Source organism: bacterium (genome assembly GCA_026708055.1).
Taxonomy (GTDB): Bacteria; Actinomycetota; Acidimicrobiia; order Acidimicrobiales; family CATQHL01; genus VXNF01.
This window is the reverse complement of the sequence record JAPOVS010000046.1, coordinates 53,144-71,877: the sequence shown is the minus strand read 5'-3', so window position 1 is coordinate 71,877 and position 18,734 is coordinate 53,144. Positions and strand designations below refer to the sequence as shown.

General features: G+C 69.3%; 19 protein-coding genes and 2 tRNA genes. 18 read left to right on the top strand and 3 right to left on the bottom strand.

Annotated features, from left to right (window positions below; translation table 11 throughout):
• Positions 1-159: 159 nt before the first annotated feature.
• From OXG55_10045 to OXG55_10015, 7 genes are all read left to right on the top strand, one after another.
• Positions 160-1,509: an ABC transporter permease gene (locus OXG55_10045; GenBank protein MCY4103583.1), complete on the top strand. Its 1,350-nt coding sequence runs from the start codon at positions 160-162 to the stop codon at positions 1,507-1,509.
• Positions 1,506-1,922 (top strand): cytidine deaminase, encoded by a 417-nt coding sequence (locus OXG55_10040; protein MCY4103582.1) that lies wholly within the window; start codon positions 1,506-1,508, stop codon positions 1,920-1,922. The genes OXG55_10045 and OXG55_10040 overlap by 4 nt, the downstream gene beginning before the upstream one ends.
• An 82-nt stretch (positions 1,923-2,004) precedes the next feature.
• Positions 2,005-3,297, top strand: a complete 1,293-nt coding sequence (locus OXG55_10035; protein ID MCY4103581.1) for a thymidine phosphorylase — start codon at positions 2,005-2,007, stop codon at positions 3,295-3,297.
• On the top strand, positions 3,294-4,382 hold the full coding sequence (locus tag OXG55_10030; protein MCY4103580.1) for an adenosine deaminase: 1,089 nt from the start codon (positions 3,294-3,296) through the stop codon (positions 4,380-4,382). The genes OXG55_10035 and OXG55_10030 overlap by 4 nt, the downstream gene beginning before the upstream one ends.
• 26 nt (positions 4,383-4,408) lie before the next feature.
• Positions 4,409-5,332: a nucleoside hydrolase gene (locus OXG55_10025; GenBank protein ID MCY4103579.1), complete on the top strand. Its 924-nt coding sequence runs from the start codon at positions 4,409-4,411 to the stop codon at positions 5,330-5,332.
• The gene (locus OXG55_10020) at positions 5,333-6,250 is read left to right on the top strand and encodes a PfkB family carbohydrate kinase (GenBank protein MCY4103578.1); all 918 of its coding nucleotides are present in this window, start codon (positions 5,333-5,335) and stop codon (positions 6,248-6,250) included.
• Positions 6,247-7,173, top strand: a complete 927-nt coding sequence (locus OXG55_10015) for a pseudouridine-5'-phosphate glycosidase (GenBank protein ID MCY4103577.1) — start codon at positions 6,247-6,249, stop codon at positions 7,171-7,173. The genes OXG55_10020 and OXG55_10015 overlap by 4 nt, the downstream gene beginning before the upstream one ends.
• Here the strand turns inward: OXG55_10015 and OXG55_10010 are convergent.
• Complete coding sequence (locus tag OXG55_10010; GenBank protein ID MCY4103576.1) at positions 7,160-7,486, bottom strand: hypothetical protein; 327 nt, start codon at positions 7,484-7,486, stop codon at positions 7,160-7,162. The genes OXG55_10015 and OXG55_10010 overlap by 14 nt on opposite strands.
• Before the next feature lie 200 nt (positions 7,487-7,686).
• Between OXG55_10010 and OXG55_10005 the strand changes: the two genes are divergently transcribed.
• Positions 7,687-8,025 (top strand): P-II family nitrogen regulator, encoded by a 339-nt coding sequence (locus tag OXG55_10005; GenBank protein MCY4103575.1) that lies wholly within the window; start codon positions 7,687-7,689, stop codon positions 8,023-8,025.
• On the opposite strand, the gene OXG55_10000 is transcribed toward OXG55_10005, so the two are convergent.
• Positions 8,022-8,990, bottom strand: a complete 969-nt coding sequence (locus OXG55_10000) for an SMP-30/gluconolactonase/LRE family protein (protein MCY4103574.1) — start codon at positions 8,988-8,990, stop codon at positions 8,022-8,024. The genes OXG55_10005 and OXG55_10000 overlap by 4 nt on opposite strands.
• A 138-nt stretch (positions 8,991-9,128) precedes the next feature.
• On the opposite strand from OXG55_10000, the gene OXG55_09995 reads away from it, so the two are divergent.
• From OXG55_09995 to OXG55_09980, 4 genes are all read left to right on the top strand, one after another.
• On the top strand, positions 9,129-9,911 hold the full coding sequence (locus OXG55_09995) for a thioesterase (GenBank protein MCY4103573.1): 783 nt from the start codon (positions 9,129-9,131) through the stop codon (positions 9,909-9,911).
• Positions 9,908-11,071 carry a polysaccharide deacetylase family protein gene (locus OXG55_09990; GenBank protein MCY4103572.1) on the top strand — a complete coding sequence of 388 codons (1,164 nt, stop codon included), beginning with the start codon at positions 9,908-9,910 and terminating at the stop codon, positions 11,069-11,071. Before OXG55_09995 ends, OXG55_09990 begins: the two co-directional genes overlap by 4 nt.
• A gap of 136 nt (positions 11,072-11,207) precedes the next feature.
• Positions 11,208-11,281, top strand: a tRNA-His gene (locus tag OXG55_09985).
• 35 nt (positions 11,282-11,316) lie between these two features.
• Positions 11,317-11,389: transfer RNA gene (locus tag OXG55_09980), tRNA-Lys, on the top strand.
• Here OXG55_09980 and OXG55_09975 read toward each other — a convergent pair.
• The gene (locus OXG55_09975; protein MCY4103571.1) at positions 11,351-11,683 is read right to left on the bottom strand and encodes a transposase; all 333 of its coding nucleotides are present in this window, start codon (positions 11,681-11,683) and stop codon (positions 11,351-11,353) included. The genes OXG55_09980 and OXG55_09975 overlap by 39 nt on opposite strands.
• 283 nt (positions 11,684-11,966) lie before the next feature.
• Here OXG55_09975 and OXG55_09970 point away from each other — a divergent pair, with 283 nt between their 5' ends.
• The 6 genes from OXG55_09970 (at position 11,967) to OXG55_09945 (ending at position 18,723) form a co-directional block, all read left to right on the top strand.
• Positions 11,967-12,701, top strand: a complete 735-nt coding sequence (locus OXG55_09970; GenBank protein MCY4103570.1) for an alpha/beta hydrolase — start codon at positions 11,967-11,969, stop codon at positions 12,699-12,701.
• Positions 12,702-12,776: 75 nt separating this feature from the next.
• Positions 12,777-13,712 (top strand): LysR substrate-binding domain-containing protein, encoded by a 936-nt coding sequence (locus OXG55_09965; protein ID MCY4103569.1) that lies wholly within the window; start codon positions 12,777-12,779, stop codon positions 13,710-13,712.
• A 193-nt stretch (positions 13,713-13,905) separates the two neighbouring features.
• Positions 13,906-15,342, top strand: a complete 1,437-nt coding sequence (locus tag OXG55_09960) for an NAD-dependent succinate-semialdehyde dehydrogenase (GenBank protein MCY4103568.1) — start codon at positions 13,906-13,908, stop codon at positions 15,340-15,342.
• Positions 15,343-15,367: 25 nt separating this feature from the next.
• Complete coding sequence (locus OXG55_09955; protein ID MCY4103567.1) at positions 15,368-16,321, top strand: dihydrodipicolinate synthase family protein; 954 nt, start codon at positions 15,368-15,370, stop codon at positions 16,319-16,321.
• A gap of 38 nt (positions 16,322-16,359) precedes the next feature.
• Entirely contained in the window at positions 16,360-16,920 is a 561-nt protein-coding gene (locus OXG55_09950; protein ID MCY4103566.1) for a 3-hydroxyanthranilate 3,4-dioxygenase, read from the top strand.
• Between the two features lie 333 nt (positions 16,921-17,253).
• Positions 17,254-18,723 carry an ABC transporter substrate-binding protein gene (locus OXG55_09945; GenBank protein ID MCY4103565.1) on the top strand — a complete coding sequence of 490 codons (1,470 nt, stop codon included), beginning with the start codon at positions 17,254-17,256 and terminating at the stop codon, positions 18,721-18,723.
• Positions 18,724-18,734 lie beyond the last annotated feature (11 nt).

Here is an 18,734-nt window from a genome sequence, read left to right as displayed (position 1 = left end):
CACCTACGTGGTGGTGCAGCGGCGCCGCCAGGACGAGGAGGCCCGCATCGCCTCGCTGGCCATGGGGCCGGCGGAGCCGGATCGTCCCCCGGGTGCGCCATCCGATGCGCCCGATGTCGCCGGGGTCGACCCGACCGGATCCGGCAGGCAACCCTCGCCATGAGCAGCTCCCCCGACGCTCCCCCCAGCGGCGACCGGCCGGCTTCCTGGCAGCCCTTCAAGCGCTGGGCGGGGCCGCCGAGTTGGTACCCGCGGCCCCCCACCACGCAGCAGGAGCGGCAGTACCGGCGGCGCCTGCGGTCCGCCGTCATCATCGTCATCGGGGTAGCGCTCATCGCCCTGACCGAGCAGTTCGCCCGGCCGGCCACCGATCAACTCTCCTTCAGCACGACGTGGTCCATCGCTCTTGCCTACGCGGTGCCGATTCTGATGCCCGCAATGGGCGGGATCTTCGCCGAGCGGGCGGGAGTCGTGAACATCGGTTTGGAGGGCATGCTCGTCCTCGGCACCTGGTTCGGGGCCTGGGGCGCCCTGGAGTTCGGGCCGTGGTGGGGCGTGCTCATCGGCGCCGCCGGCGGGGCCGTCGGCGGGCTGCTCCACGCCATCGCAACGGTCAGCTTCGGCGTCGACCACATCATCTCCGGCGCGGCCATCCTGGTGATGGCGCCCGGAATCACGCGCTTCCTGTCCGACAAGATCTTCCAGGGGCGCCCCGGCGGGGGCATCACGCAGTCGCCGCGCGTCGAGGACGTCGACTCGTTCAGCATTCCCTTCCTCGCCGGCGGGGCGGGCACCGCCGATGCCCTCGGCCGTATCGAGAGCTGGAACTGGTTCTGGATCTCCGACGCCGCCGGCATTCTCCGCGGCTTCCTCTGGAACGTGTCGTGGCTGACGCTCATCGCCTACGCCACCGTGCCCATCTCGGTCTGGCTGCTGTGGCGCACCTCGTGGGGGCTGCGCCTGCGCAGCTGCGGCGAGCACCCCATCGCCGCCGACAGCCTCGGCGTGGACGTCTACCGCTACAAGTACTACGGCGTGGTGCTGTCGGGCGCCTTCGCCGGCTACGGCGGCGCCTTCCTGGTGATCGAGCTGACCGGGATCTACCGGGAGGGCCAGACCGCCGGCCGGGGCTTCATCGGCCTGGCCACCACCATCTTCGGCAACTGGCGGCCCGTGGGCGCCGCCCTCGGCGGGCTGCTGTTCGGCTTCACCGACACGCTGCAGTTGCGAGACCGGCCCGCGGTGCACGGGCTGTTGCTGATGGTCGTGCTGGCTCTCGGCCTCATGGCACTGGTGTTCCTCGTCCGCCGCCGGTACCGGGCCGCAGCCGGGCTGGCCATCGCCGCCGGCGGCTTCGCGGTGTGGCACTACGCCACCGAGACGGTGCCCAAGCAGTTCCCGCAGGCGCTGCCCTACATCACGGTGCTGCTGGTGCTGCTCTTCTACACCTCGAAGCTGCGCATGCCCGCCGCCGACGGCATGCGCTACCGGCGCGGCCAGCAGCAGTGAGCGCGGGCTCCGCCGCGGTGACCGCCGCCGAGGCGGACTGGGACGACCTCTTCCGGCGTGCCCGCGAGGTGGCCGGAAACGCCTACTGCCCCTACTCCCGGTATCACGTGGGCGCCGCCGGACTGGTCGACGACGGGCGGATCCTCGTGGGCTGCAACGCCGAGAACGCCTCCTACGGGCTGGGGTTGTGCGCCGAGTGCTCACTCGTGTGCGCGCTGCACACCACCGGCGGCGGGCGGCTGGTGGCAGTGGCGGTGGTCGGCGGCTACGACGTCGACGACCTGCCGGCGGGTAAGCCCTGCGGGCGCTGCCGGCAGGTCCTCTACGAGGTGGGCGGGCCCGATCTGGTGATCAACCGCGACGTGACGCTGGCGGATCTGCTGCCCGACGCCTTCGGTCCCCAGGATCTATGAGCGACTTCTCCGTCGTCGACCTCATCTGCGCCACGAAGGACAAGCAATGCTCGCGGCCCGACCGAGCGCCGCCCGGCGACCTGTGAGCGACTTCTCCGTCGTCGACCTCATCTGCGCCAAGAGGGACGGGCGCGCGCTGGGACCGACCGAGATCGCCTGGTTCATCGACGGCTACACGACCGGGCGGATCCCCGACGAGCAAGCGTCGGCCCTGCTCATGGCCATCTACTTCCAGGCGATGGCGCCCGACGAGTTGGCTGCTTGGACCCAGGCCATGATCGACTCCGGGGAGCGTCTGGACCTCTCGGGCCTCGACCGCCCCACGGTCGACAAGCACTCAACGGGCGGCGTCGGCGACAAGGTCTCCCTCGTGCTGGCGCCGCTGATGGCGGCATGCGGGGCGGCGGTGCCGCAGCTCTCGGGCCGGGGACTGGGCCACAGCGGGGGCACCCTGGACAAGCTGGAGGCCATCGCCGGCTGGCGCGCCGCCCTGTCGAACAGCGAGATCCTGGCCCAACTCGGCGACGTGGGCGCGGTGATCTGTGCTGCCGGGGCGGGCCTGGCACCGGCCGACCGGCGCATCTACGCCCTGCGAGATGTCACCGGCACGGTGCCGTCGATCCCGCTCATCGCCAGCTCCATCATGAGCAAGAAGATCGCCGAGGGCACCGGCGCCCTGGTCCTGGACGTGAAGGTGGGGTCGGGCGCTTTCATGAAGACCCATCCGCAGGCCCGCCAACTGGCCGAGGCCATGGTCGACCTGGGAGAGTCCCACGGCGTGCGCACCGCCGCGCTCCTGACGGGCATGGACACGGTGCTGGGGCGGACCGCGGGAAACGCCCTGGAGGTGCGCGAGTCGGTCGAGACCCTGGCAGGGGGCGGGCCCGCCGACTTCGTGGAGGTGACCCTGGCCCTCGCCCGCGAGATGGTCGAGTTGGCGAGCCTGGACGCCGACCCTGCCGAGGTCCTGGCCTCGGGGGCCGCCATGGACGTCTGGCGAGCCATGATCGCCGCCCAGGGCGGCGACCCGGACGCCGAGCTGCCGTGGGCGCCGGTGGTGGAGACGGTGAACGCGCCGGCCGATGGCATGCTTGGCCGCCTCGACGCCTTGGCGTTGGGCATCGCCGCCTGGCGTCTCGGGGCGGGACGCGCCCGCAAGGAGGACCCGGTGAGCCCCACGGCAGGCGTGGTCTGCCGGGCCGCCGAGGGTGAGCCGGTGCGCGCCGGCGAGCCGCTGCTGGAGTTGCACACCGACGACGAGTCGCTGCTGCCGGGCGCGCTCGCCGCCCTGGAGGGCGGATTCGATGTCGTGGCCGAGGCCGGCCCGCGGCGGCCCCTGGTGCTGGACCGCGTCACCGCCGGCGGGCGTGCGTGAGCGCCGCGGTCCCATCCCTCGAAGACATCCGGCGAGCTCCCAAGGCGCTGCTTCACGACCACCTGGACGGCGGGCTCCGGCCCGCCACGATCGTGGAGTTGGCCGCTGAGACGGGCTACGAGGGGCTTCCGACAAGCGATCCGCTCGAGCTGGGACGCTGGATGACCCGGGCCGCCTCGGGCCGGAGTCTCGAGTCGTACCTGGAGACCTTCGTCCACACCGTCGGCGTCATGCAGACCCCCGACGCCATCGCCCGCGTGGCCGCGGAGTGCGCCGAGGACCTCGCCGCCGACGGCGTGGTGTACGCAGAGGTGCGCTTCGCCCCCGAGTTGCACACCGAGCGGGGCCTGGACATGGACGAGGTGGTGCGCAGCGCGCTGAGTGGCTTCGCCGCCGGCAGCCGGGGGCGCAGCATCAGGGTCGTGGGCCTGCTGTGTGCAATGCGCCATGCGGCGCACGCCACCGAGGTCGCCGAGTTGGCGGTGCGCCACCGCCACGACGGCGTGGTCGGTTTCGACATCGCCGGGGCCGAGGCGGGCCATCCGCCGACCCGGCACATCGCCGCCTTCCAGTACCTGCAGCGGGCCAACTTCCATTTCACGATCCACGCCGGGGAGGGTTTCGGCCTGCCGTCGATCTGGGAGGCGGTGCAGTACTGCGGCACCGAACGTCTCGGCCACGGCGTGCGAATCGTCGAGGACATCGAGACCGATGCCGGCGACCCGGAGGCGCCGCCGCGGCTGGGGCCGCTGGCCGCCTACGTGCGGGACCGTCGCATCCCCTTGGAGTTGTGCCCCAGCTCGAACGTGCACACCGCGCTGGCGCCCTCCATCGCCGAGCACCCCATCGACCTGCTGCGCCGCCTGCGCTTCCGCGTGACCATCAACACCGACAACCGGCTCATGAGCGACACCGGCCTCAGCAAGGAGATGCGTCTCTGCACCGAGGCCTTCGGCTGGACGATGGCCGACCTGCGCTGGCTCACCATCAACGCCATGAAGAGTTCGTTCATCCCCTTCGACGAGCGGCTGGCGCTGATCGACGACGTGATCAAGCCGGGCTACGCAGCGCTGGGCACAGGCTGAGCAGCCCCGACAGCGAGGAGGGTGCCATGCGCCGATTCCTGATCGACACCGACACGGCCTCCGACGACGCCGTGGCGCTCGTGATGGCGTTGCGGACGCCCGACGTGCGCGTCGAGGCTCTGACGATCGTGGCCGGAAACGTGCCCCTGGACCGCTGCGTCCAGAACGCCCTCTACACCACCGAGTTGTGCGGCTCGCCGGCGCCGGTGCACGCCGGGCTGGCCCGACCCATCTTCGGGGAGCCGGTGACCGCCGAGATCGTGCACGGCGCCGACGGGCTGGGCGACATCGGCCTCGATCTCACGGGGCGCACTCCCGCCGACGGTCACGCAGTGGACGTGCTGGTGGAGACCATCTGCGGATCTCCCGGCGAGATCACCCTGGTGACCCTGGGGCCGCTGTCCAACCTGGGCACGGCCCTGCTGCGTGAACCCGAACTGGCCGGCGCCGTGAAGCACTGCTACATCATGGGCGGCACCGGACGGCTGCCCGGCAACATCACTCCGGCGGCGGAGTTCAACATCTACGTCGACCCCGAGGCGGCCCGGATCGTGTTCGAATCCGGCATGCCGATCACGATGGTCGGTTGGGACGTGTCCTGGACCTGCGCCTTCGTCGACCCCGACGGGGAGGCGCGGCTCCGGGCGATCGGCACCCCGTACTCCGATTTCGTCTGCGACATCCAGGCCACGCTCACCGAGTTCGTGGAGGGGATGCTCGGCATCCGCGGCTTCGACCTGCCCGATCCGCTGGCGATGGCCGTGGCCCTCGACCCGTCGATCGCCGAGACGGAGGACCGCTACGTGGAGGTCGTGGCCGGCGACGGCCCGGCGCGGGGCCAGACCATCGTCGACCACCTCGGCGTGACCGGGAAGGCCCCGAACGCATCGGTGGTGACCCACGTACCTCCCGAGGCATTCATGGACTCGCTCTGCGCGACGCTGCGCTGAATGGCCCTGCTGCTGCCGCAGGTCGGCTTCCTCGGCGACCTGCTCGAGGACGTGGTCGTGCACCGCCGCAGCGGTGTGCGCGCCGACACCGACACACCGTGCGTCATCCTGCGGCGCCGGGGGGGCAGCGCGGCGAACGCCGCGGTGTCTGCTGCGCGGGCGCTCGGTCCGGGGCGGGTGCGCTTCTTCGGGCAGGTCGGCGCCGACACCCTGGGCGACCGCCTGCTGGAGGAACTGGTCGCCGCCGATGTGGAGCCCTGCGTGCGGCGCGGCGGGCGCACCGGCACCGTCGTCGTGCTCGCGGGCGCCGACGGCGAGCGCACCATGCTCACCGACCGGGGGGCCTGCGCCGAACTCGACGGGTACGAGGCGGCATGGCTGGAGGGTCTCGCCGTCCTGCACGTGGCCGGCTACTCGCTGCTGGAGGATCCCCTGGCGTCGGCGGCGCACCACATGATCGCGGCGGTGCGTGACGCCGGCGGGATTCTCAGCGTGGACGCCTGCTCGGTGGGTGCCATCGCCGATTCCGGCGTCGAGGGCTTCAGGGATACCCTCGGCGGCATCGGCCCCGACCTGCTGCTGTGCGACGCCGGTGAGGCGGACCTGCTGGCAGCCACGGGCGGCTACCGCCAACTCGCCGACCTCGTTGTCATCAAGGACGGGCCGCACCCGACGCGCCTGTACGGCGCGGGTTTCGACGGCGAGGCCCTCACGCCGCCGCCGCTGGAGCGGGTGCCGGACACCACCGGTGCCGGTGACAGCTTCGCCGGCGGCCTGCTGGCGGCCCGCCTCACCGGAAGCAGCTGGTTGGAGGCGACCGCGGCCGGCCAGGCGGCCGCGGCGCACCACCTGCGGGCGCTGGCAGATGCGGAGGTGGAAGCGCCAGCCGGTGCCGGTGAATCGGGGACGGCAACGTGAGATCGCCGGTCATCCATCCCCGCGTGGCCGAGGCGCTGGCGGCCGGGCGCCCCGTGGTGGCACTGGAGTCCACCGTGTACTCGCACCTCGGGCTGCCGCCGGGACGCAACGCCGAGGCCCTCGAGCGCTGCCTCGAGGCCATCGAGTCCCAGAACGTCACGCCGGCGGTGACCGCTCTACTGGACGGCGTGCCCCGCGTGGGTCTCGACGCCGACGGCTACACCGCGATCCTCGCCTGCGAGGAGAAGATGGCCGAACGAGACCTGCCCGTGGCGATCGCCGAGCGGTGGCCGGCGGGTGCCACCACCGTGTCGGGGTCGCTCGCGCTGGCCCACGCGGCCGGCATCGGGATCTTCGCCACCGGGGGCATCGGCGGCGTCCACCGCGACAGCGCCCAGACCGGCGACGTGAGTTCCGACCTGGAAGCACTCGCGCACTACCCGGTGGCGACGGTGTGCGCCGGCGCCAAGGCATTCCTGGACCTTCCCCAGACCCTGGAGCGCCTCGAGACGCTCGGGGTGCCGGTGGTCGGCTACGGGTGCGATGAATTGCCGGCTTTCTGGAGTCGCGGCAGCGGCCTGGAACTCCCCTACCGCGTGGACTCCGCCACCGAGGCAGCCGCCATCGTCGAGGCCATGGGCCGCACGGGAGTGCTGTTCACGGTGCCTCCCCCGCAAGCCGCGGCCGTGCCGAACGCCGTCATCGACACCGCCGTCTCGGAGGCTCTGGCGCGTGCCGAGGCCGCCGGCATCAGCGGCGGGGAAGTCACGCCGTATGTCCTCGACGCGATCGACGAGGCCACGGCGGGCCGCTCGGTGGACGCCAACGTGGAACTCGTCGTGAACAACGCCCGCTTGGCAGCCGCCATCGCCAGAGCCGTCGCCATCCGGAATCGACCGGGCGCGCCGCTCACATCGTCGTGACGATGCCGCCGCCGGGGCGTTCGATGTGGACCTGGACGTGCGTGCCGGCCTCGTCGATCCATCCCTGCGTCGCCGCCCACGCCATCATGGCGTCGAACCGCTTGTCCCAGCCCGGCTCCCGATCCGCCGGCGCCAGCCGCCGCACCGCATCGATCGACCACCACAGGTGATGGGTCCGCCCGAGGCGCGCCTCGGCGCCGAGCGCCCGCAGCACGTCGTGGCGGTCGCCGTCGGCCTCGATGTGGAACCGGTCGAAGTCGTCGGCTTCCACTAGCCGCCTCCGCTCGGTTCGCAGGTCCAGCGCGACGTACATTCCCCTTCACCTCCCGTTGCTCGGATCTCCCACGACAGGCCCCGGCGCGCCCGTGGCACAGTTTGTCAAGCCGCTACGCTGTCGCCGTCGTCGAACGGGACTGCGGCGTTCCGTCACGACGACGGGAAGCGTTCAGCGCGGCGGGTCCGGACAGGACCCCGGCGACCGCCGGGCCGCACTGGGCACTCAGGAGGTGCGCAATGAAACTGATCACCGCAGTGATCAAGCCCCACCACGTGGACATCGTCAAGGCTGCGCTCAACACCGTGGGCATCCACGGCATGACCGTCTCGGAGGCGCAGGGCTACGGGCGCCAGGGAGGTCACACCGAGACCTACCGGGGGACCGAGTACCAGATCTCCTTCACCCCGAAGTCGCGCATGGACATCGTGGTGGACGACAAGGACCTCGACGCCACCGTCAAGGCCATCGTGGAGGCGGCGCGCACCGGCAAGATCGGCGACGGCAAGATCTGGGTGACCGAGGTGGACCGCATCGTCCGGATCCGCACGGGCGAGGAGGGCACCGACGCCGTCTAGCGGTTGTACGCCAACCGGAGACCCGGCCGGGGCCATTCGTACGCCAGCAGCAGACCTGCTGCGGCCTCTGTGACGTAGGCAGTCTGGAGGTCTTCCCCACCCCAGCAGACGTTGGTCGCCAGCGGCCCCGGGACCGGTACGTAGCTGATCTCCCCGTCGGGGCGCACCACGCACAGCCCCTCGCCGAGCGCGGCCACGACGACCGTGCCGTCGGCCTCGACCGCCAGGGAGTCGAAGTGCCCCAGCGTGTTGGCGAGGCAGCGCTTGCTCCGGTGGTCCACCCTGCCGGGGCCGGCGATGTCCCAGGCCCAGAGCCGCCCCGTGGGCGTCTCGGCCACGTACAGAACCGTGCCGTCGGGCGACAGGCCGATGCCGTTGGGGCCGGGCAGCCCGAAGATCGCCCGGCGGGCGAACGAGCCGTCGATCGTGGCGTAGAAAACGCCCACCCGGTCCTCATCGTGCGCCCGCACCTTGCCGTGATCGGTGAACCACATGCCGCCGGAGGCGTCGAAGACCAGATCGTTGGGGCCGCACAGGCGGTGACCGCCGCACGCCGTGTACAGGACCCTCAACTCACCCGTGTCGAGATCCAGGCGGTCGATGCTGCCGGTGATGTATTCGGGGCTCTGCCCAGCGCCTGTTCCCGGCGCCGACGGCAGCCAGATGCCGCCCTTCTCGTACCAGGCGAAGCCGCCGTTGTTGGCCACGTAGGCCGCTCCGTCGGGGCCGATCGCCAGGCCGTTGGGTCCGGCGGTCGTGACGCGGTCCCAGGCGGCCACCGTCTCGCGGGATCCGTCGGGGCCGATCCTGGTGACCCTCGGACCGCGCACCTCGACGACCAGGACCGAACCGTCCGCGAGAGCCACGGGCCCTTCGGGGAAGGCGAGACCCTCCACCACCACCCGGTGCGGCAGATCCACCACGGCGCCGGCCGTTCCCTTCGCCTCGGACCCTGTTCCGGCCATGATCTTCCGCCTCCTGTGGACGTCCCGGTCCGGAGCGTCGATCACTCCGCCCGACCGCCGGCTCCGGAGGCTAACGGCCTTCCGCTCCGGCGGCGGGGTTGCATTGCGCGGATGGGTGCCGGTGTTACTGTCCGATCCGTGCCCAGAGTCGTCGGAGCGGGCAGCCTGCAACCGCTGCCGGAGACCGGTCGGCGTTTCAGCGAGGCGCGTCGCGTGCGGCTCGACGAGGCGGGCCCCGACGGGTGGCTGCGACTCGACGCCCTCGCCTGCCAACTCCAGGACGTTGCCACCAACGACTACCTCGACGCCGGGTTCGGCGACGACCGGGCGTGGGTGCTTCGCAGACTCCTCGTGGCGGTGCGCACTCCCGCCCTCTTCAACGAGTCCGTGACGCTCACGACCTGGTGCTCGGGCACCGGGAGCCGCTGGGCCGAGCGATCGACGCAGCTGCGCGGTGCCCGTGGTGCGCAGATCGACGCAGCGGCGCTGTGGGTGCACCTCGACCCTGCCACAGGCATACCGCACCGCCTCACCCCCGAGTTCGAATCTGTCTTCGGGCCCTCCGCGGCCGGCCGCCGGGTGGGCGCCGGACTGCTCCATGCCCCCGCGCCGGCCGGCGACGGCGCACTGCGGTGGGTACCCCGCTGGTGCGACCTCGACGTCCTCGGTCACGTCAACAACGCCGCATACTGGACGGCGGTGCTGGAGGAAGCGGCGACACGCGGCCTGGATGCCCCCTATCGCGCCGAGATCGAGCACCGAGCGGCGGTCAGCGCGGGCCAGACTCTCCACACGCCGGTGTTCGTCGACGCCGACGGCACGCTGCGGATGTGGTTCGTGAACGAGGCCGGTCTGTGCGCCTCGGCGATCGTGGGCCCCGCCTCCGCGGCCGGCGCCGCGGCGCGGGACGACGGCAGATGAGGTGGCGCCCGACGCTTGCCGCCCTGGCCGTGCTCGCCGTGGTCGGTGCTCTGGCGGTGGCGATGAGTTCGGCCTCGGTACCTCCGGCGAGTGCCTCCCTGGACGGACCCGGCGACGAGCCGGCCTCCGATCCGTCGACGGTCCAGCCGATCACCGCAGTCGAGGAGCCCGAACCGACCGACGGACCGCCCAGAGTTACCGCCGTGGTGGAAGAGGACCTCGCCGAGGCGGCCTCACCTCCCGAGGAGGCCGGCGAGCGTGATCCGCCCGGCGACGAGGACCCGGCGGCAACGAGTTCCCCCGATGCCGCCGGCGGGAACGAGGCCTCGGCGGCATCGGCCGATCCGGAGGCGAGCGCCGTGGACGCCGCCCTCGGAGGCGTCATCCCCACGATCTGCCCCAATCCCTCGGACCCGTTCTTCACCCTCTACCGCGCCGGCGAGAACTGCTACTGGCTGCGGTTCGAGGAAGAGTTGCACCAAGGACTCACCGAGGAGGAACTCGCACTCGCCGAGTCGGTTCCCTTCGTGGCGGGACACGTCGCCGAGCCCCTGGGGCGGCCGGCCCGAATCATCCGCCGGGGACCCCCCGGCGAGGCGGGTGCGCCGCGGTTCTATCTGACCTTCGACGACGGGCCGAGCAGCCGCTGGACGCGGCCGACCCTCGACCTGCTCGACCGGCACGGGGCGCGCGCCACATTCTTCCCCTCGGGAGTACACGCCGAGTTGAACTTCCATATCGTCGAGGAGATCGTCGCCCGCGGGCACACCATCGGCAGCCACCTGTGGTCTCATGAGAGGGCGGCGCTCGAGAGCGAAGAACTGTTCCGCCGGGAACTGCGCGCCAGCGCCGAGCTGTTCGGCGAACTCGGCACGAATTGCCTGCGCACCCCGTTCGGCATTCTCAGCGACGACATCGCCGAATGGGCCGGCGACGAGGGGTTCGAGATTCTGCACTGGGGTGAGCCGGACCCGCGGGACTGGGAATTCCCGGGGGTCGAGGCACTCACCCGGAGCATGCTCAAGATGCAGAACGGCTCGATCCTGATCCTGCACGAGCACACCGGCGCCGACACCCTGACGGCCCTGGACACCGTGCTGGATACCCTTGCCGCCAAAGGCTGGCGCTTCGACGAACCCATCTGCCCGCTGCAGTTCTAGGAGCGGGCCGGCCGGTCCCGCGAACCGCTTCATCCGTCATTCCGGCGCAGGCCGGAATCCAGTGCGGCACCCCGGTGTCCCATCGCCCCCCAGATCGTGGCGGAGGGTCGGCGGGGCCTTATGATGGATGCCCCTGTTGACCGTAGCTCAGTTGGTTAGAGCGCCGGGTTGTGGTCCCGGAGGTCGGGGGTTCAAATCCCCTCGGTCAACCGCCACCGAACCCGGCCCCGGCCGGGCCGCGGCACGCCCCTCTAGCTCAATTGGCAGAGCAACGGACTCTTAATCCGCAGGTTCTGGGTTCAAGTCCCAGGGGGGGTACGAAGGTAGGCAAAGCCCCTGGTCAGAGCGATTTGAAGAACGGCGCATCGTCGAGTCGGCGCCTCCAGACTCGAAGCTTCTGACGGATTGAGTCTCCCCGGGGCACACCAGTCCGTTGCGCACCGTCACCCGCGCGTCTGTGCGCTCATTTCGCCCCGCGCCGATCACCTCGGCGGCCTCAGCCTCAATCATCTCCTGGAGCACCAGCTCCACCGCCTCGCGGACCAAGCTCGCGCCGCCACCGGCGCGGAAGGCCTCCCACGGCTGCGCCGTGGCAGTATCAGAAAGGGCCATCGGCAGGTGGACCCTCCCAGCTACCTCAAGACCCCACCACGCGGCGGGACGCTGCCCAAGCGTCACGCACGGTTTCCGATCAGAGGTCTCGTTCCAACAGCGGCGTCGTGCTCTGCTACGGGGCACACACCGCCCACCATCCAAGACGTAGCCATACCAGAAGGGATAAGTCGGACGACTCGGATCGCAATGGCGCCAGGGGTCGAAAGGCTCAATCATTGTTCCCGTTGATTCTGCGCCGCGCGGCGGTGCGGGCCACTCTTGCAGACAAGGGGATCCCACAATGGCCGATACATACGTTCTCATCCATGGAGCATGGCACGACGGGTCCGGTTGGGCCGACGTCGCCGGACGGATCCGAGCCGAAGGCCACATTGTTCACACTCCGACGCTCGCCGGCAACGGGCACGAGGAGGACATCGACCGCACAATCGACCACGCGACAGCCACTGCGTCAGCCGTGGCGTACATCGAGAACGAGGGTCTCAGCGACATCATCCTCGTTGGTCACAGCTACGGCGGCACGATCATCTCTGCTGTCGCCGAGGCGATCGGAGAGCGGATCCGGCGTCTCGTCTACTGGAACGCCTTCGTGCTGCTCGACGGGGAGTCGATCGACGATGTCAGCCCGCCTCACTACAAGGGCATGATGGACGCCAGTGCGGCCGAGCGAGGCGACGGGTCTTGCGTTCTGCCCTTTGTCGTATGGCGCGAGGTTTTCTGCAACGACATGGATGCGGCTGAGGCTCGGCGAACCTACGAACTCACCAGCCCCCACCCGCGCAGGACACTGTCGGACAAGCTGAGCCTGAAGCGGTTCTGGGACCTGCCAATCGCGAAGTCCTACCTCAATTGCACCGAGGACATTGCTATGCCTCACGGCGAGTTCGCCTGGCATCCTCGCTTCAGTGCTCGACTGGGTCTGGCCCGCATCGTGCAGATGCCCGGCGGCCACGAGGCGCTGTTCTCGAGTCCAGCTCTGCTCGCGGCGAAGATCATCGAGGCCGGCCGAGACTGAAGGGCACTGGTCCTAGGATCCGACTTCGCAGGAACAACAGTAAGTCGGGTTGGCACATATCGATATCATCATCGTATGCGCCCTGCTGAGTTGCTCTCGAGACCGATCCGGCTCCGGCACCTGGTCGTGGCCGCGACGATTGCCCACCGTGGATCGATCCGCGAGGCCGGCGCAGTTCTGTATCTGACGCAGCCGGCTGTGTCGCGCACGTTGGCTGAACTCGAACGGATCCTCGGTGTCCGACTGTTCGAACGAGGGCCGAAGGGTATGACCGTCACGGGCGAGGGTGCTCCTCTCATCTATCAGATGCGACTTGTGGCCTCTGAGGTGGGCTCGCTGCTCCGGCACGCCGACGAGATCGTCAAAGGGGGCAGCGGAGAGGTGCGAGTGGGTACGCTCCTAGCCGGGACCGCAGACATCCTTCCCAACGCGGTATTCGATGTCACTCAACGGCTCCCATCCTTGCGGGTTGCGATCTCCGAGGGGACCCCGGATCGGCTCCACGAGGACCTCATGTCCGGTCAGATCGACTTTGTCGTAGGACGGGTCACCCCGCTCGCCTCTATGCCAGGCGTGGAAGTCGAGGCGCTGTATGACGACGAGGTGCACGTCGTCTGCACGCCGAACCATCCGCGCTCCGGACACCGGGGCGGCCTGGCCAGGCTGGTCGACGACGCCTGGATCCTTCCTCCGAGAGACACGTCGCTGCGCCAACAGATCGAGACCGCATTCATTCGGGAATGCGGTCGAATTCCCGGCCAGGTCATCGAGTGTGTCGCTCCTGTACCTGTGCGAGCACTAGTGCTGCGAGGTGAGCACTTGGCTGTCGTCCCGGCCGGCATTTTCTCCGATGATCTCGAGCGCGACGCGTTGCTGTCGCTCCAGGTGAACATCGAAGGCACCTCGGTCCCGGTTGGCATCATCACCCGGTTGGGCGCTGAACTCCCTTCCAGCGCCCATGCCGTGATCGATGGACTGCGGGCCGCGGCCAGCACGCGTCCCGAGGTCTGATCGGCGACACTGCGACTATTACCGCTTCTGGTATGGAGCCGGGGAGAATCGGCATTCGAGTTCCGTCGGGCAGCGACTTAGATTCAAGCCATGCGCGTTGACCTGCCAACGGCCGGAGATCCTCGGTTCCCGATACACAGACGAGCGCAGACTCTTCTGGTGGCCTTCCAGGTCCGGAATTGAGGCGGCCGGCATGACCAATTATCCGGATGTCGGGCTCTTCATCGGCGGGTCGTGGCGCACGACGGCGGATGATCTGCCGGTGGTAAACCCGGCCACCGAGCAGGTCATCGGCCGGCTCTCCTGCGCCGGGCGGCAGGACCTGGACGATGCCCTGGAGGCGGCCGCCAAGGGCTTCGAGGTCTGGAGCGAAACCGCCCCCAAGGATCGCGCTGACATCCTGCGGGTGGCCGCGGCGCTCATGCGAGAGCGCCAGGACGAGATCGCCCGCGACATCACCCTCGAGCACGGCAAGCCCTACCGGCAGGCCCGCCTGGAGGTCATCCGGGGCTGTGAGTTCTTCGAGTGGGACGCCGGCGAGGTGGTGCGCGCCTACGGGCGGGTCATCCCGAGTGGGTCGGGCATCAACTACGTCGTGCATCAGCAGCCCATCGGCCCGGTGGCGGCGTTCTCGCCGTGGAACTTCCCGATGAGCCAGCCGGCGCGCAAGGTGGCGGGTGCGGTGGCGGCGGGATGCTCCATCATCCTCAAGGCGTCCGAGGAGACGCCGGCGGGCGCCATGCACATCGCCCGGGCGTTCCACGATGCGGGCCTGCCGCCGGGCGTGCTGAACCTGGTGTTCGGCGTGCCGTCGGAGATCTCGGAGTACCTAATCCCCCACGAGGTGATCCTGCTGGTCGCCTTCACCGGTTCGACGGCGGTGGGGCGACACCTCACCGGCCTGGCCGCCGAGGCGATGACGCCGGTGCTGATGGAGCTCGGCGGGCACGCGCCGGTGATCGTCTGCGAGGACACCGATGTGAAGGCCGCGGCGGTCAGCTCGGCGGTGCGCAAGATGCGCAACGCCGGGCAGGTGTGCACGTCGCCGACACGGTTCTTCGTGCATGACAGCGTCTTCGAGGAGTTCCTCGACGTGTTCACCGAGCGCGCTGCGGCGACGGTGGTCGGCGACGGCATGGAGCCCGGCGTCGAGATGGGCCCGCTGGCCAACGACCGCCGGGTGGCGGCGCTGACCGAGCTCGTGGCGGATGCGCGCGGCAGGGGAGCCACCGTCACCACCGGCGGGGAGAGGATCGGAACCTGCGGCTATTTCTTCCAGCCCACCGTGCTGGCCGAGGTGCCCGCCGATGCGCGGGTCATGCAGGTGGAGCCGTTCGGGCCTTTGGCGGCGGTGAACCGGGTGGGGTCGCTGGACGAGGCCATCGAGTGCGCCAACTCGGTGCCCTACGGGCTGGCCGCCTACGGCTTCACCAACCGTGCCGACTACGTGGATCGCATGGTCGAGCGGGTGGAGGCGGGGAACCTCTCCATCAACACGCTGGAGGCGTCGGTGCCCGAGACGCCCTTCGGCGGCGTGAAGTCCAGCGGCTACGGCCGCGAGGGCGGCGTGGAGGGTCTGCACAACTACATGGTCGTCAAGAACGTCTCCCACAGCATCGAGATCGTCTAACCCGAAGGGGATCGGCCGCCGCCACATGAACTACGCCAGAGCCGACGCCAAGGACTACGCCCGGGCCAACCTGACGGGCATCTGGGCGGCGGCGCTGATGCCGTTCACGGACGATCTGCGGCTGGACGAGGACGGCTTCAGGGCCAATGTCCGTCACTGGACCGAGGACCTGGGCATCGCCGGGCTCTTCGTCTCCGGCAAGCAGGGCGAGTTCTTCTCGATGAGCATCGAGGAGCGCAAGCGCAGCCTGGAACTCGCCGTGGAGGCCACCTGCGGGCGCGCGCAGACCATGATGTCCTGCTCGGACCAGAACCTGGACGTCGTCCTGGAGTTGGCCCGGCACGCCCAGGATGCCGGGGCGGACTACATCGTCGTCCACGCGCCGACGCTGCACTTCGTGACCGAACACGACGAGACCGTCTACGGGTACTACGAGACGATCTCGCAGGCCGTCGACATCGGCATCGCCCTGTGGAGCCATCCCGACAGCGGCTATGTCATGTCACCGCAGCTCGGCAACCAGCTGGCCGACCTGGACAACGTGGTGGCCATCAAGTACAGCGTGCCGCGCCCGCTGTACGCCGAACTCACCGCGTTGGCCTCCGACCGCATCGCCGTGAGCACCGCCTCGGAGGACGAGTGGCTCGACAACATCCTCGAACTCGACTGGAGGCTGTACCTGTGCTCGTCACCCCCGTACTTGATGCAGACGGCGGTGGAACGACGCATGCACGACTACACGCAGGCGGCGCTGGCCGGCGACGCCGCCGGGGCGCGCCGCATCAGCGAGAGCCTGCAACCGGTGCGGGAGGCCCTGAAGCGGACCAAGCCCCCCGAGAAGCCGCACGCCCACCAGAAATACTGGCTGGACCTGCTCGGCCAGGTCGGCGGCCGTGTCCGCCCGCCGCTCCTGGAACTCACCGACGCCGAGAGGACGGCCACACGGGAGGCCTTCGAACAATGCGGACTCCAGGTGTGAGAGCGCAATCGCAGTCCGGACACCACTAGGGGATTGACATGACGAACCCGACGCGGCTCAGAACGTTCAACTTCCAGGCGTGGATCGAGGAGCACCGCGATCTGCTCAAGCCGCCGGTGGGCAACCGCCAGATCTGGGAGGACGCCGACCTCATGGTCACCGTCGTCGGCGGACCCAACCGCCGCACCGACTTCCACGACGATCCCGTCGAGGAGTTCTTCTACCAACTCGAGGGCGACATGGTTCTGAAGATCATCGAGGATGGCGTGCACTGCGACCTCCCGATCCGCCAGGGCGAGATACTCCTCCTGCCGCCACACGTGCGCCACTCCCCCCAGCGCCCCCAGCCCGGATCGGTCGGACTCGTCATCGAGCCGAAGCGTCCCCCGGATGCAGCGGACGCCTTCGAGTGGTACTGCTTCGACTGCGAGGCGCTCGTCCACCGCACCGAGGTCATGCTCACCAGCATCGTGGACGACCTGCCGCCACTATTCCAACAGTTCTACCGGGACGAGGCACTGCGCACCTGCCCACAGTGCGGAACGATCCACCCCGGCAAGGAACCACCCGAAGGCTGGGTCAAGCTCCCGAACCCGTGATCCCGCACCGGCGCCGGACCTCCTCGGGCGCCGAACGGCCTGAACTCTGAACGGCACGAGACCGGCAGCGACACAGACCGCCGCCCGAATCCCGCTCCGGCAGGCAGCCGCGGACGCAGCCATCCAACGGAGACATATCGAGCGTGGTATGTCTCAGCCTTCGTTCGGCACTACCCGGCATCATGCCCGGAATCTAGATTCGACTCATCGCGGTGCGCTCAGCCCGCGCCACCTTAGGAGGAACAAATGGGGGATCTCACCACGTCGACATACGTCCGGCCACGAGTTCGTCGTGCGCTGGGAAGACATCCGTTGCGCTGTGCCCTCGCGATCGTGGCCGCACTCAGCATCCTCGCGATGGCCTGCAGCGACGACGACGAAGGCCCGGCTCCGGATCGTGCGGCCACCGAGGTCGAAGCGACTACCGAGGCCGAACCAACGACCGAGGCCGAACCAGCCGCCGCGGTCGAAGCAACCACCGAGGCCGAACCAGCCACCGAGGAATCGGACAGCGAAGAGGTTGTCGAGACGCCCAGCGATGAAGAGGCTGATGTCGCGGCGGAGACCGCCGCGACCGAAGAAGACGATCCTGTCGCCGCTGAACCCGCAGCGCCCGATGGCCTTGGGTGCGGGCTGGCGACAGGTCAGGCCGCCACGGGCGAGCCCATCAAGGTCGGCGCGGTGGTCACCATCACCGGTGCCGCTGATTTCTCATCGGCATCTCGGTCCGCGGCTGCCTACTTCGACTGCGTCAACGACAACGGAGGCATCAACGGACGTCCCATCCAATACTTGGTCGAGGACGACGGGACCAACCCCGAACAGGCTGCGGGAGCGGCGGCTCGGCTGGTTGAGGACGAGGGCGTGGTGGCCATGGTGGCATCGACGAGTTTCCTGGAGTGTGGAGTGAACGGTGCCTACTACGCCGAGAACAACGTGGTGGTGATCGCGGGTACCGGTGCCCCGCGCGAGTGCTTCGAGTCGGCCAATATCGCTCCGGTCAATGCCGGGCCTCGTATCAGCCTCATTGGAGCGGCTCAGTACGGTGTTGACGCCTACGGCATCGAGCACGTCGTGTGCATCACGTTCGCCATTCCCAACCTGGGCGAATGGGCCTGTGACGGCATCGCCGAATGGGGAGCCGCAGAGGGCATCGCCGCCGAGGTCGTAACCCATCCCATCGACACGGCGGATCCGACGTCCATCGTTCTCGAGGCTGCCGCGAAGGGTCCCGATGCCATCGTTGTGATCGAGCCTCTACCGCTGGGGGTGGCCATCCTCCAAGCAGCGGAACAGCAGGATCTCGCTGCGGACATTCACTGGATGGCCGGTACATCGCTTTACGACGCCGCCTTCCCGGACTTGGTGGGACCGTACTGGAACGGGCGTTTCGATGCCCAGATCGAGTTGGCGACCGTGGACAGCACCGGGCCGGACAACCTCCTCTGGTTGGCTGTTCTCGACGCCTACGGAAGCCCCGACCAGCCTCGGGACACTTTCTCCCAGTCGGGGTTCCTGGCCGCGAAGATCTTCACAGAGACCGTCCTCGGCCTCACCGATGACGAACTTGACGACCGCGACGCCGTGACAGAGGCCTTGCGCTCCATCACGCGCTACGACTCCGATCTGCTCTGCGGGAGCTACTACTTCGGGCCTGGCGACGAGCACAAGTCCAATCACGCGGGACGCATAGCCAGCATCGTCGATGGAGCCTGGGTTCAGAGCGCGGATTGCTTCGAGGTCAACGACCCTGACCTCGAAGACACGCTCGCGCTCGAGCGCGAACTCGGTCTCGGGGGATAGCCGCTCGACAG

Bases quoted from the DNA above. Each gene is read 5' to 3' on its own strand.
- OXG55_10010 (MCY4103576.1), bottom strand. From the start codon at position 7,486: ATGTACGTCGCGCTGGACCTGCGAACCGAGCGGAGGCGGCTAGTGGAA.
- OXG55_09965 (MCY4103569.1), top strand. From the start codon at position 12,777: ATGCGCCCTGCTGAGTTGCTCTCGAGACCGATCCGGCTCCGGCACCTG.
- OXG55_10020 (MCY4103578.1), top strand. From the start codon at position 5,333: ATGGCCCTGCTGCTGCCGCAGGTCGGCTTCCTCGGCGACCTGCTCGAG.
- OXG55_09975 (MCY4103571.1), bottom strand. From the start codon at position 11,683: ATGGCCCTTTCTGATACTGCCACGGCGCAGCCGTGGGAGGCCTTCCGC.
- OXG55_10045 (MCY4103583.1), top strand. From the start codon at position 160: ATGAGCAGCTCCCCCGACGCTCCCCCCAGCGGCGACCGGCCGGCTTCC.
- OXG55_09960 (MCY4103568.1), top strand. From the start codon at position 13,906: ATGACCAATTATCCGGATGTCGGGCTCTTCATCGGCGGGTCGTGGCGC.
- OXG55_09990 (MCY4103572.1), top strand. From the start codon at position 9,908: ATGAGGTGGCGCCCGACGCTTGCCGCCCTGGCCGTGCTCGCCGTGGTC.
- OXG55_09970 (MCY4103570.1), top strand. From the start codon at position 11,967: ATGGCCGATACATACGTTCTCATCCATGGAGCATGGCACGACGGGTCC.
- OXG55_10000 (MCY4103574.1), bottom strand. From the start codon at position 8,990: ATGGCCGGAACAGGGTCCGAGGCGAAGGGAACGGCCGGCGCCGTGGTG.
- OXG55_10005 (MCY4103575.1), top strand. From the start codon at position 7,687: ATGAAACTGATCACCGCAGTGATCAAGCCCCACCACGTGGACATCGTC.
- OXG55_10025 (MCY4103579.1), top strand. From the start codon at position 4,409: ATGCGCCGATTCCTGATCGACACCGACACGGCCTCCGACGACGCCGTG.
- OXG55_09950 (MCY4103566.1), top strand. From the start codon at position 16,360: ATGACGAACCCGACGCGGCTCAGAACGTTCAACTTCCAGGCGTGGATC.
- OXG55_09955 (MCY4103567.1), top strand. From the start codon at position 15,368: ATGAACTACGCCAGAGCCGACGCCAAGGACTACGCCCGGGCCAACCTG.